The 13,303-nt window shown below is 67.1% G+C and carries 9 protein-coding genes; 4 read left to right on the forward strand and 5 right to left on the reverse strand.

What is annotated here, in order from left to right; genetic code table 11:
- Window position 1: 1 nt before the first annotated feature.
- Window positions 2-1,081 (reverse strand): PQQ-dependent sugar dehydrogenase, encoded by a 1,080-nt coding sequence (locus BM109_RS10340; protein ID WP_177239306.1) that lies wholly within the window; start codon window positions 1,079-1,081, stop codon window positions 2-4.
- Between the two features lie 282 nt (window positions 1,082-1,363).
- Here BM109_RS10340 and BM109_RS10345 point away from each other — a divergent pair, with 282 nt between their 5' ends.
- Window positions 1,364-1,945 carry a C40 family peptidase gene (locus BM109_RS10345; protein WP_093342645.1) on the forward strand — a complete coding sequence of 194 codons (582 nt, stop codon included), beginning with the start codon at window positions 1,364-1,366 and terminating at the stop codon, window positions 1,943-1,945.
- 107 nt (window positions 1,946-2,052) lie between these two features.
- Here the strand turns inward: BM109_RS10345 and lpdA are convergent, their stop codons facing one another.
- From lpdA to aceE, 4 genes are read right to left on the reverse strand one after another with little or no spacing between them, the layout of a single operon-like run.
- On the reverse strand, window positions 2,053-3,873 hold the full coding sequence (lpdA, locus tag BM109_RS10350; protein WP_093342646.1) for a dihydrolipoyl dehydrogenase: 1,821 nt from the start codon (window positions 3,871-3,873) through the stop codon (window positions 2,053-2,055).
- Complete coding sequence (locus BM109_RS10355) at window positions 3,870-4,463, reverse strand: Ntn hydrolase family protein (RefSeq protein WP_057593671.1); 594 nt, start codon at window positions 4,461-4,463, stop codon at window positions 3,870-3,872. Before BM109_RS10355 ends, lpdA begins: the two co-directional genes overlap by 4 nt.
- Window positions 4,464-4,518: 55 nt before the next feature.
- Window positions 4,519-6,210, reverse strand: a complete 1,692-nt coding sequence (gene aceF / locus BM109_RS10360; protein WP_093342648.1) for a dihydrolipoyllysine-residue acetyltransferase — start codon at window positions 6,208-6,210, stop codon at window positions 4,519-4,521.
- A gap of 49 nt (window positions 6,211-6,259) precedes the next feature.
- Window positions 6,260-8,986, reverse strand: coding sequence for a pyruvate dehydrogenase (acetyl-transferring), homodimeric type (gene aceE, locus BM109_RS10365; RefSeq protein WP_093342649.1), 2,727 nt, complete (start codon window positions 8,984-8,986; stop codon window positions 6,260-6,262).
- 215 nt (window positions 8,987-9,201) lie between these two features.
- On the opposite strand from aceE, the gene BM109_RS10370 reads away from it, so the two are divergent.
- The 3 genes from BM109_RS10370 (at window position 9,202) to folD (ending at window position 13,303) form a co-directional block, all read left to right on the forward strand.
- Complete coding sequence (locus BM109_RS10370; protein WP_093342651.1) at window positions 9,202-11,742, forward strand: PAS domain-containing sensor histidine kinase; 2,541 nt, start codon at window positions 9,202-9,204, stop codon at window positions 11,740-11,742.
- Window positions 11,739-12,371, forward strand: a complete 633-nt coding sequence (locus BM109_RS10375) for a response regulator transcription factor (protein WP_057593667.1) — start codon at window positions 11,739-11,741, stop codon at window positions 12,369-12,371. Before BM109_RS10370 ends, BM109_RS10375 begins: the two co-directional genes overlap by 4 nt.
- Window positions 12,372-12,451: 80 nt before the next feature.
- Window positions 12,452-13,303 (forward strand): bifunctional methylenetetrahydrofolate dehydrogenase/methenyltetrahydrofolate cyclohydrolase FolD, encoded by an 852-nt coding sequence (gene folD, locus BM109_RS10380; RefSeq protein ID WP_093342652.1) that lies wholly within the window; start codon window positions 12,452-12,454, stop codon window positions 13,301-13,303.

The following is a 13,303-nucleotide window of genomic DNA, read 5'->3' on the forward strand; positions in this document are numbered from 1 at the left end:
CTCAGTTCGGCCGCAACCGCAGCAGCTTGCCGTTCGACTCGTCGGTCAGCACGTAGAGCAGGCCGTCGGGCCCCTGCTTCACGTCGCGGATGCGCGCGCGTCCGTCCTCGAGCAGCTTGTGCTCGGCCACCACCTTGCCGTTCTTGAGCTCGATGCGGTCGAGGTAGCCGAACTTCAGCGAGCCGACGAAGAGATTGCCCTTCCACGCGGCGCCATAGCGGTCGCTGGTCAGGAAGGCCATGCCCGAGGTCGCGATCGACGGCACCCAGTAGTGCAGCGGCTGCTCCATGCCCTCCTTGGCCGTGATGCCGTCGCCGATCTTGCCGCCGCCGTAGTTCTCGCCGTAGGTGATGACGGGCCAGCCGTAGTTGCGGCCGGCCTGCACGACATTGATCTCGTCGCCGCCCTGCGGGCCGTGCTCGGTCATCCACAGGCGGCCGTCGGGCCCGAGCGCGGCGCCCTGCCCGTTGCGGTGGCCGTAGCTCCAGATCTCGGGCAGCGGACCGGGCCGGCCGGCGAAGGGGTTGTCGTCGGGCACGCTGCCGTCCTTGCGGATGCGCACGATCTTGCCGAGATGGTTGTCGAGCCGCTGCGCGTCCTCCTTGCGGCTGAAGCGGTCGCCGAGCGTGAGGTAGAGCGTGCCGTCGCCGCCGTCGACGATGCGGCAGCCGAAGTGGGCGCGGCTCGCGACCTTGGGCTTCTGGCTGAAGATGATCTGCAGGTTCTCGAGCCGCGTGTCGTCGGGCGACAGCCGCGCCCGCGCGAGCGCGGTGCTGTTGGCGCTGCCACCGGCATCGGGCTCCGAGAAGCAGAAGTACAGCGTGCGGTTGCTGCGGAAGTCCGTGTCGACGACCACGTCGAGCAGGCCGCCCTGCCCGCCCGCCGCAATGGGCGGCAGGCCCGCCAGCGGCGCGCCCAGCTTGCCGTCCTTCGCCACGATGCGGATGCGTCCCGGCTTCTCGGTCACCACGAAACGATCGCCCGGCAGGAAGCCCACGCCCCAGGGACTCTCGAGCCCCGAGGCCACCGTCTCAGATCGCCCCTGTGCCATGGCGGCCGCACCAAAGATCAAACCTGACATGACGAAAACACGGCCGAGGACGCGCCGGGAGGTCTCTGACAGCGATTTCATGTGTTTTCCCCGCAAAACGAATGATCTTGGCGGTTTTTCAAACCCACATGAAGACAGTTGTCGACTTCGAAGGGTCTTGGAGGCCGAACTGTTTATCCGGCATCACCGGTCGACCGTTACATTTTAGTTGTCCGATGATTCAAATTTTTCAAGTAAATCAACGGGTTGGCGGCACAATCTCTAATTCAGATCAAATTGACAGTGCCCGCCGTCATCAATATCCTACGCGCCATGCGTTTTTTCGTCCTACCCGCGTCCCTCCTGATTGCCGTCGCTGCCCACGCAGCTCCCCAACCACCGGACCGGTCCGACGAAGTCGGCCAACTGCTGGCCGAAAAGGGCCTGGTGGGGCAACTGAGGCAAGTCCGCCAGACCGTCACGGAGCGCACCTCCGACCTCGTGATGACTGCCATCGGTTTCCTCGGTGTTCCGTACCGCCGCGGCGGTAATTCGGAAGACACCGGCTTCGATTGCAGCGGCTTCGTGCGCGCCATGTACAACCAGACGGTCGGCCACATGCTGCCGCGCCGCGCGGAAGAACAGGCCGCCGCCACCGAGAAGATCGACCGCAGCGAACTCAAGCCCGGCGACCTCGTGTTCTTCAACACCATGCGCCGCGCCTTCAGCCATGTCGGCATCTACGTCGGCGAAGGCAAGTTCATCCACTCGCCGCGCTCGGGCGCCCAGGTGCGCGTGGAAGACATGAACGGCAGCTACTGGAGCCGCCGCTTCGATGGCGCCCGCCGCGTGCTCGGCGGCGGATCGAACGACGAGATCCGCGCCGCCGCGGCGTCGGCCCGCACCGGCGACTGAATTCCCCTTCTTCGGCCCACTTCGCACTGGGGCCGGGACGAAAAAAATCCCGCAGCCGCGGGATTTTTTCTTTGGGCGAAGGCCGCGAGGCGGCCCCCCCCGATCCCTCAGCGCTTTTGCGGCGGCAAATCGGTGCAGGTGCCGTGCGCCACTTCCGCCGCCATGCCGATGCTCTCGCCCAGCGTGGGATGCGGATGGATGGTCTTGCCGATGTCGATCTCGTCGGCGCCCATCTCGATGGCCAGCGCGATCTCGCCGATCATGTCGCCGGCATGGGTGCCGACGATGCCGCCGCCAAGGATGCGGTGCGTCTCGGCGTCGAACAGCAGCTTGGTGAAGCCCTCGTCGCGGCCGTTGGCGATCGCGCGGCCCGAGGCGGTCCAGGGGAACAGGCCCTTCTTGACCTTCACGCCCTCGGCCTTGGCCTGGTCCTCGGTGAGGCCCACCCACGCCACCTCGGGGTCGGTATAGGCCACGCTCGGGATCACGCGGGCATTGAAGGCCGCGCTCGCCAGTTCCTTGTCGCCCTTGAGCTCGCCCGCGATCACCTCGGCCGCCACATGCGCCTCGTGCACCGCCTTGTGGGCCAGCATCGGCTGGCCGACGATGTCGCCGATGGCGAAGATGTGCGGCACGTTGGTGCGCATCTGGATGTCGACCGGGATGAAGCCGCGCTCGCCCACGGCCACGCCGGCCTTCTCGGCGCCGATCTTCTTGCCGTTGGGGCTGCGGCCCACGGCCTGCAGCACCAGGTCGTAGACCTGCGGTTCCTTGGGCGCGTTCTCGCCCTCGAAGGTGACCTTGATGCCCTCCTTCGTGGCCTCGGCGCCCACCGTCTTGGTCTTGAGCATGAGGTTGTCGAAGCGCGGCGCGTTCATCTTCTGCCAGACCTTCACCAGGTCGCGGTCGGCGCCCTGCATCAGGCCGTCGAGCATCTCGACCACGTCGAGGCGCGCGCCGAGCGAGGAATACACCGTGCCCATCTCGAGGCCGATGATGCCGCCGCCCAGGATCAGCATGCGCTTGGGATCGGTGCCGAGCTCGAGCGCGCCGGTGGAGTCGACCACGCGCGGGTCCTTCGGCATGAAGGGCAGGCTCACGGCCTGCGAACCGGCGGCGATGATGGCGCTGCGGAACTTCACGGTCTGCTTGCTGCCGGTGGTGTCCCAGCTCGTGCCCGAGGTCTCCTCGACCTCGATGTGATGCGGGTCGACGAAGTTGCCGACGCCGCGCAGCACCGTGACCTTGCGCATCTTGGCCATGGCGGTGAGGCCGCCCGTTAGCTTGCTCACCACCTTGTTCTTGTGGCCCAGCAGCTTGGCGCGGTCGACCGTGGGCGCGGCGAAGCTCACGCCGAGGTCGGCGAAGTGCTTGACCTCGTCCATCACCGAGGCCACGTGCAGCAGCGCCTTCGACGGGATGCAGCCCACGTTGAGGCAGACGCCGCCGAGGGTGGCGTAGCGCTCGATCAGCACGACCTTCAGGCCGAGGTCGGCGGCGCGGAAGGCGGCCGAGTAGCCGCCGGGGCCGGCGCCGAGCACGATGACGTCGCATTCGACGTCGACCTTGCCACCGTAGTTCGAGGCCGCGGGTGCCGCAACCGGGGCCGGTGCGGGCGCCGCAGCCTTGGGCGCGGGCGCCGCTGCTGCAGGCGCCGGGGCGGCAGCAGCGGGCGCCGGCGCGGCGGCGGCATCCGCCTCCAGCGTCAGCACCACCGAGCCTTCCTTGACCTTGTCGCCCACCTTCACCGCCAGCGACTTCACCACGCCGGCCGCGGACGACGGGATCTCCATCGAGGCCTTGTCCGATTCGACCGTGATCAGCGATTGCTCGGCCTTCACCGTGTCGCCCACCTTCACCAGCACCTCGATCACCGCCACTTCGTCGAAGTCGCCGATGTCGGGCACCTTGATTTGTTGTTCGCTCATTTGGACACTTTCAGTTTGAGTGTGAGAGAGTCGACCGGTCCGGCCGAATTGCGATCGAATTCGCAGGCGGCGGCGATCCCCGCCTCCGCCACGTCGCGCGCCGAGCGCGACTTCTGGTCGTACACCGCATGCATGGCACCGAGCGCGAAGCTGCGTCCCGAGCCGATGCTCCAGAACTGCTTGAACTCGAACACCTCGCGGTAGCTGTAGATGCCGTAGATCCCGCTCGCGTTGGCCAGCAGCATCGTGAACTGGCTCGACTCGTAGGGCTCGTGGTCGTCTTCCTTGGTCTCCATGAAGAACGAGCTCTTGAGCACCGGATGCAGCATCGTGAAGGTGCGGAACACCTCGTGCTTGCTGCCGAACAGCAGCGACTCGCGCGGCTGCGCGGCCAGCGCATGCTGCAGCACCAGGAAGTGCGCCGCGGCGCCGGCCATCGCGAACAGGCTGTGGCCGGCGGCGTCCTCGATCGAGAAGATCTTCTGGTTCGCCTCCTGCCGATGCGTGAGCCGCGTGTCCCCGAAGGTCACGAGCGCGTCGGCCGCCATGGCGACCTGGCCGTTCTTGCGGACGGCCACGACCGTGGTCATGGGGCCTCGCGCCGGTTCGCCAGGGGCGCCGAGGCCGCCGAAGCAGCCTGGGCGCTCATAGCAGCACGCGGCGGAAGTCGGCGAGCACCTGGCCCAGGTAGGCGTTGAAACGCGCCGCCGAGGCACCGTCGATGACGCGGTGGTCGTAGGACAGCGACAGCGGCAGCGTCAGGCGCGGCACGAACTGCTTGCCGTCCCACACCGGCTTCATCGCGCTCTTCGAGAGGCCGAGGATGGCCACTTCGGGCGCGTTGATGATCGGCGTGAAGTGCGTGCCGCCGATGCCGCCGAGCGAGCTGATCGAGAAGCAGCCGCCCTGCATGTCGGCCGCGCCGAGCTTGCCGTCGCGCGCCTTCTTGGCGAGCTCGCCCATCTCCTGGCTGATCTGCAGGATGCCCTTCTTGTCGGCATCGCGCAGCACCGGCACGACCAGGCCATTGGGCGTGTCGGCCGCGAAGCCGATGTGGAAGTACTGCTTGTAGACCAGCGTGTCGCCGTCGAGGCTGGTGTTGAACTCGGGGAACTTCCTGAGCGCCGAGACCACCGCCTTGATCACGAAGGCCAGCATCGTGACCTTCACGCCCGACTTCTCGTTCTCCTTGTTGGTGGCGACGCGGAAGGCTTCGAGCTCGGTGATGTCGGCATCGTCGTTGTTCGTGACGTGCGGGATCATCACCCAGTTGCGGTGCAGGTTCGCGCCGCTGATCTTCTTGATGCGCGACAGGTCCTTGCGCTCGACCGTGCCGAACTTCGTGAAGTCGACCTTCGGCCAGGGCAGCAGGCCCAGCGCGGCGCCGTCGGCACCGCCACCGGCCGCGGGCTTGGCCGCGGCGGAAGCCTTGGTGGTGGCCTGGCCGCTCATCACGGCCTTGGTGAAGCCCTGGACGTCTTCCTGCGTAATGCGGCCCTTGGGACCGGAACCCTTGACCTCCTCGAGCGGCACGCCGAGTTCGCGCGCGAACTTGCGCACCGAGGGCGAGGCATGCGGCAGGCCGGCCGACGGGCTCTTGGTCGGATCGTGCGGCGCGGCGGCAGCCGGCGCGGGAGCAGCCGGAGCCGGTGCGGGCGCGGAGGCCGAAGCGGTGGCGGGCGCAGCGGCGGCTGCAGCCGCGGGAGCCGGCGCCGGTGCGGGCGCGGCGCCTGCAGCGGGGGCAGCGCCTTCGATCACCGCGATCAGGTCGCCGATGTTGACGACGTCGCCGACCTTGACCTTGAGTTCCTTGAGCGTGCCGGCGGCCGACGACGGGATCTCCATCGAGGCCTTGTCGGATTCGACCGTGATCAGCGACTGCTCGACCTTGATGGTGTCGCCGGGCTTGACCAGCACCTCGATCACCGCGACGTCCTTGAAGTCGCCGATGTCGGGCACCTTCACGTCGACCGGGCCGGCGGCGGCGGCCGGTGCAGCCGCCGCAGCGGGTGCGGGTGCCGCAGCGGCCGGTGCCGGCGCGCTGGCCGCGGGTGCCGGAGCACTGGCCGCGGGCGCCGGCGCGGCGGCCTGGCCGGCCCCTTCGGCCTCGAGCACCAGCACCACCGAACCTTCCTTCACCTTGCTGCCGACCTCGACCTTGAGTTCCTTGACCACGCCGGCGGACGACGACGGAATCTCCATCGAGGCCTTGTCCGACTCCACGGTGATGAGCGACTGCTCGGGCTTGACCGTGTCGCCCACTTTCACCAACACCTCGATCACCGCGACTTCATCGAAATCGCCGATGTCGGGTACCTTGACTTCCACTGCTGCCATATCGTTTGTCTCCCGCCGGAAGGCGCGTCCTGGTTGTGGGGAATCGTGATTACGCGTAGAGCGGGTTCACCTTGTCGGCATTGATGCCGTACTTCTTGATCGCCTCGGCCACCTTGGCGGCCGGCAGCACGCCGTCCTCGGCCAGGGCCTTGAGCGCGGCCACCACGATGTAGTGGCGGTTGACCTCGAAGTGCTCGCGCAGCTTGTTGCGGAAGTCGCTGCGGCCGAAGCCGTCGGTGCCCAGCACCTTGTAGTTGCGGCCCTTGGGGATGAAGGGACGGATCTGCTCGGCGTAGGCCTTCATGTAGTCGGTCGAGGCGACCACCGGACCGGTGCTCGCTGCGAGCTGCTGCGCCACGAAGGGCACGCGGGCTTCCTCGGTCGGGTGCAGCAGGCTCCAGCGGTCGGCATCCTGGCCGTCGCGCGTCAGCTCGTTGAAGCTCGGGCAGCTCCACACCGATGCCGAGACGCCCCAGTCCTGTTCGAGCAGCTCCTGCGCGAAGAAGCTCTCGCGCAGGATGGTGCCGCTGCCGAGCAGTTGCACGGTCGGCGCTTCCTTGCCCTTGGCGGCCTTGATCGCCGGGCCCTGACGCGTCAGGTACATGCCCTTGATGATCTGTTCCTCGGTGCCGGGCTGCAGGCCGGGCATCGGGTAGTTCTCGTTGAGCAGCGTGATGTAGTAGTAGACGTTGTCCTGCTTCTCGACCATGCGCTTCAAGCCATGGTGCAGGATCACGCCCACTTCGTGCGCGAAGGTCGGGTCGTAGCTCACGCAGTTCGGGATGGTGTTGGCCAGGATGTGGCTGTGGCCGTCCTCGTGCTGCAGGCCTTCGCCGTTGAGCGTGGTGCGTCCCGAGGTGCCGCCGAGCAGGAAGCCGCGCGCCTGCATGTCGCCGGCCGCCCAAGCCAGGTCGCCGATGCGCTGGAAGCCGAACATCGAGTAGTACACGTAGAACGGCACCATGATGCGGTTGTTGGTGCTGTACGAGGTCGCCGCCGCGATCCAGCTCGACATGCCGCCGGCTTCGTTGATGCCTTCCTGCAGGATCTGGCCGGCCTTGTCTTCCTTGTAGTACATGACCTGGTCCTTGTCGACCGGGGTGTACTGCTGACCGTGCGGGTTGTAGATGCCGATCTGGCGGAACAGGCCTTCCATGCCGAAGGTGCGCGCCTCGTCCACGAGGATCGGCACCACGCGCGGGCCCAGGGCCTGGTCGCGCAGCAGCTGCGTGAGGAAGCGCACGTAGGCCTGCGTGGTCGAGATCTCGCGGCCTTCGGCGGTGGGTTCGAGCACCGCCTTGAAGGTGTCGAGCGCGGGCACGGTGAAGCTCTCCTCGGCCTTGACGCGGCGGTGCGGCAGGTAGCCGCCCAGCGCCTTGCGACGCTCGTGCAGGTAGCGCATTTCCGGCGTGTCGTCGGCCGGCTTGTAGAACGGCAGCTCGGCGATCTGGCTGTCGGGGATCGGGATGTTGAAGCGGTCGCGGAAGGCGCGGATGTCGTCGTCGTTGAGCTTCTTGGTCTGGTGGACCGTGTTCTTGCCCTCACCGATCTTGCCCATGCCGAAGCCCTTGACGGTCTTGACGAGCAGCACCGTGGGCTGGCCCTTGTGGTTCTGGGCCGAGTGGAAGGCCGCGTAGACCTTCTGCGAGTCGTGGCCGCCGCGCTGCAGGTTCCAGACCTCGTCGTCGCTCAGGTGCTCGACCATCTTCAAGGTGCGCGGATCGCGGCCGAAGAAGTTCTTGCGCACGTAAGCGCCGTCGTTGGCCTTGAACGACTGGTAGTCGCCGTCGTTGCACTCCATCATGATCTTGCGCAGCGCGCCGTCATGGTCCTTCTCGAGCAGGGCGTCCCAGCCCTTGCCCCAGATCAGCTTGACCACGTTCCAGTTGGCGCCGCGGAACTCGCCTTCGAGCTCCTGGATGATCTTGCCGTTGCCGCGCACCGGGCCGTCGAGGCGCTGCAGGTTGCAGTTGATGACGAAGATCAGGTTGTCGAGGTTCTCGCGCGCCGCCAGGCCGATCGCGCCCAGCGATTCGACCTCGTCCATCTCGCCGTCGCCGCAGAACACCCAGACCTTGCGGTTCTCGGTGTTGGCGATGCCGCGGGCATGCAGATACTTGAGGAAGCGCGCCTGGTAGATCGCCATCAGCGGGCCCAGGCCCATCGACACCGTGGGGAACTGCCAGAACTCCGGCATCAGCTTGGGGTGCGGATAGCTCGACAGGCCCTTGCCGTCGACTTCCTGGCGGAAGTTGAGCAGTTGCTCCTCGGTCAGGCGGCCTTCGAGGTAGGCGCGGGCATAGATGCCGGGCGAGACGTGGCCCTGGATGTAGAGCAGGTCGCCGCCGTGGTTCTCGCTCTCGGCGTGCCAGAAGTGGTTGAAGCCGGCGCCGAACATGCTGGCCAGCGAGGCGAAGGAGCCGATGTGGCCGCCGAGGTCGCCGCCTTCGGCCGGGTGGTGCCGGTTGGCCTTGACCACCATCGCCATCGCATTCCAGCGCATGTAGGCACGCAGGCGCTGTTCGATCTCGAGGTTGCCGGGACTGCGGGCTTCCTGCGAGGTTTCGATGGTGTTGACATAGCCCGTGTTGGCAGAGAACGGCATGTCGACCGTGTTCTGGCGGGCGTGTTCCAGAAGCTGTTCGAGCAGGAAGTGCGCACGCTCGGGGCCCTCGCTCTGGATCACGGCGGACAGGGCATCCATCCACTCGCGCGTTTCCTGGGAATCCGCGTCGTTCGCGGCCGGGCCGAATTGCTTCTCGGGATTTGCCGACATGCTTGTCTCTCCTTTTGGGGCTGTGGGCGTAATTTAGGCGCTCTGCGTGTGAGCGCGCGGAGTGTCGCACAGAAATAATGAGATTTCAAATAGTGCGCATAGATTTCTTAATGTGACATTTTGACGATTTTCGGCCAGCCCTAGACCGTGCCGGGACCAGTGCCACCGTCGATAACCCGGGCCTTGGGAAGCCCGCCACCTAATAAACTCCCGCAATGCCTTTTTCCTCCCCGCTGGCCGTGGCCCGCAGTGCTGTCAACGCCTCGCCGCTGTCGTGGTGGCGCCGCTGGTGGCGCCGCCAGACCCCGGTGCTGCAGGACGCCGTCGCGATGCTGGCCCCGATGGCCGCCGTGCTGCTGTTCCTCGCGGCGATCGTCACCGCCTTCTGGTACCTGCGCACCGAGGAGGTCGAGCGCGAGCAGGAATCGGTGCGCCGCGACGTCGAGTACGCCCAGCAGCGCCTGCGGCTGCGGTTGCTGGAACGCCAGGAGCAGCTGATGCGCATCGCGCGCGATGCCTCCAACCGCGAGATCGACCCGATCGAGTTCACCAGCCGTGCCGAATCGCTGGTCAGCCAGTTCCCCGAGCTGCAGACCATCACCTGGATCGACGACCGCCGCCGCTTCAAGGCCGGCTATGCCGCGCCCAGCGTGCATCCGGCGCAGCAGCACCTGATCGGCGACGTGCTGCGCCCCGGCGACATCGAAAGCAACTACGCGCTGGCGCGCGAACTGCGCCAGCCGGTGTTCTCCCAGCCCGCGGCCGGCGGCGATCCGCCGGCCATGCTGCAACTGCACATCCCGCTGTTCGACCAGGGCCTGTTCGCGGGCGTGGTGCTTGGCGAGTTCTCGGTCGATGGCCTGCTGCGCTACGGCATGCCTTCCGAGGTGCAGGCGCGCTACGCGGTGTCGCTGCTCGACGCCAAGGGCAAGGTGATCGCGGGCAACACCGCCAACCTGCGCGAGACCGGCGCGCGCCTCCTGCCCTGGAGCGAACGCACCAACGAATACGAAGTGCCGGTCTCGCCCGTGGGCAACGCACTGGTGCTGCGCGCCCAGGCCTACCGCACCTCGCAGGGCGTGGTCGGCAACGGGCTGTTCTGGCTGGTCTGCGCGCTCAGCGTGCTCACCAGTTGGATGCTGATCGGCACCTGGCGCCACACGCGCCGCAGGCTGCAGGCGCAGCAGCGGCTGGTGGCCGAGACCAACTTCCGCCGCGCGATGGAGAACTCGATGCTGACCGGCATGCGGGTGCTCGACCTGCAGGGCCGCATCACCTACGTCAACGCCGCCTTCTGCGCGATGACCGGCTGGGCCGAGGAGGAACTGGTCGGCCAGACACCGCCCTTCCCCTACTGGCTCGAGTCCGACCGCGAGATCATGAACGAGCGGCTCGAGGAGGAACTGCACGGCCGCGCCCTGCCCGGCGGCTTCCAGGTGCGCGTGAAGCGCAAGAACGGCAGCGTGTTCGACGCGCGGCTGTACGTCTCGCCGCTGATCGACGCGCGCGGCCACCAGACCGGCTGGATGACCTCGATGACCGACATCACCGAGCCCACGCGCATCCGCGAACAGTTGTCGGCCTCGTACGAGCGCTTCACTACCGTGCTCGAGGCGCTCGACGCCGCGGTGTCGGTGGCGCCGATCGGCAGCGAGGAGCTGCTGTTCGCCAACAAGCTCTACCGCCTGTGGTTCGGCTCCGACACCGTCGGCCACCTGGGCATGGTGGCGCAGGCCGGCGTGCCGGCCTCGAACGCGCACGACGAAGGCCTGGACGACGTCGACCCCTACGCGGGCCTGCCGATCGACACGCTGACCGCCGCGCAGGCGGCCAACAACGAGATCTTCGTGCCCGAGCTCGGCAAGTGGCTCGAGGTGCGCTCGCGCTACCTGACCTGGGTCGACGGCCGCCTGGCGCAATTGGTGATCGCCACCGACATCACGCCGCGCCGCGATGCCGAGGAACAGGCCGCCGCGCAGGCCGACCGCGCGCAATCGGCGAGCCGGCTGATCACCATGGGCGAGATGGCCTCGAGCGTGGCGCACGAGCTCAACCAGCCGCTGACCGCGATCAGCAACTACTGCAACGGGATGATGTCGCGCATCAAGAGCCAGTCGATCGACAACGACGCGCTGCTGGCCGCGCTCGAGAAGACCTCGAAGCAGGCCCAGCGCGCGGGCCAGATCATCCAGCGCATCCGTTCCTTCGTGAAGCGCAGCGAACCCAACCGCACGCCGGCCGACGTGGCGACCATGGTCAGCGAAGCGGTGGAGCTGGCCGGCATCGAGCTGCGCCGGCGCAACGTGCGCCTGAACCACTACGTGGCCGCGCGGCTGCCGATGGTGCGCGTCGACCCGATCCTGATCGAGCAGGTGATGGTCAACCTGCTGAAGAACGCAGCCGAGTCGATCGACCTCGCCGAGCGCCCGCTGGCGCGGCGCAGCGTCGAGCTACGCGTGCTGCCGAAGGTGATCGAGGGCCACAACGCGATCGAGTTCTCGGTGCAGGACACCGGCAAGGGCCTCGCGCCCGAGGTCATGGACCGGCTCTACGAGGCCTTCTTCTCGACCAAGCCCGAGGGCATGGGCATCGGGCTGAACCTGTGCCGCACCATCGTCGAGTCGCACCGCGGCCGGATGCAGGCGGAGAACATCTACAATGGCCCGGATGTGATCGGATGCCGTTTCTCCTTCTGGATTCCGGTGTTGGACGCTATCAGTTCCCTAGCAAGTGACGAGGTAAAGGTACCTGCATGAGTTTGATTCCGAAAAAGGGCACTGTGTATGTCGTCGATGACGACGAAGCGGTACGCGATTCGCTCCAATGGCTGCTCGAAGGCAAGGACTACCGGGTCCGCTGTTTCGATTCCGCCGAGTCCTTCCTCTCCCGCTACGACCCCCGCGAGGTGGCCTGCCTGATCGTCGACATCCGCATGGGTGGCATGACGGGTCTGGAGCTGCAGGACCGGTTGATCGAGCGCCGCTCGCCGCTGCCGATCGTGGTCATCACCGGCCACGGCGACGTGCCGATGGCCGTCGACAGCATGAAGAAGGGCGCGATGGATTTCATCCAGAAGCCCTTCAACGACGAGGAACTCGTCGCGCTGGTCGAGCGCATGCTCGAACACGCGCGTGGCGCCTTCACGCAGCACCAGCAGTCGGCCAGCCGCGATGCGCTGCTGTCCAAGCTCACGGGCCGCGAGGCGCAGGTGCTCGAGCGCATCGTCGCCGGCCGCCTCAACAAGCAGATCGCCGACGACCTCGGCATCAGCATCAAGACCGTCGAGGCGCATCGCGCCAACATCATGGAGAAGCTCAACGCCAACACCGTGGCCGATCTGCTGAAGATCGCGCTCGGCCAGGCGGCGCCCGCTGCCAAGGCCTAGAACTCGGCTATCTCTTCGATAGAGATGCATGACTCCCACGCCTGCGCAAGCGGGCGTTTTTACTTGGAAAATCGAAACCGATGACCGCCCAACTGATCGACGGCAACGCCCTCGCCAAAACCATCCGCGCCGAAGTCGCCGGCCGCACCGCGGCGCTCAAGGCCCGCGGCGTGAACCCGGCCCTTTCCATCATCCTCGTGGGCGAGGACCCGGCCAGCCAGGTCTATACCAAGCACAAGGTCAACGACAGCACGCAGACCGGCCTCTCGGCCACGCTCGAGACCTACCCGGCCGACCTGAGCGAGGCCGACCTGCTCGCGCGCATCCGCGTCCTCAACGACGACCCGGCGGTGCACGGCATCCTGGTGCAGCTGCCGCTGCCCAAGCACATGGACAGCCAGAAGGTCATCGAGACCATCTCGCCCGCGAAGGACGTGGACGGCTTCCACGTCGCCAGCGCCGGCGCGCTGATGACCGGCGCGCCGGGCTTCTGGCCCTGCACGCCCTTCGGCTGCATGAAGATGCTCGAGTCCATCGGCTACGACCTGCGCGGCAAGCACGCGGTGGTGATCGGCCGCAGCAACATCGTCGGCAAGCCGATGGCCATGATGCTGCTGGCCAAGAGCGCCACCGTGACCATCTGCCACAGCGCCACGCGGGACCTGGGCGCCATCACGCGCCAGGCCGACGTGATCGTGGCGGCCGTGGGCAAGCTCAACCTTCTCACGGCCGACATGGTCAAGCCCGGCGCGGTGGTCATCGACGTCGGCATGAACCGCAAGGCCGACGGCAAGCTCGCGGGCGACGTCGACTTCGACGGCGTGAAGGAAGTCGCCGGCTGGATCACGCCGGTGCCCGGCGGCGTCGGCCCGATGACGCGCGCCATGCTGCTCGCCAACACCCTTGAAGCGGCCGAACGCGTCGCCAAGTGA

The sequence above is a fragment of the Variovorax sp. PDC80 genome (assembly GCF_900115375.1).
In the GTDB taxonomy this organism is placed as follows: domain Bacteria; phylum Pseudomonadota; class Gammaproteobacteria; order Burkholderiales; family Burkholderiaceae_C; genus Variovorax.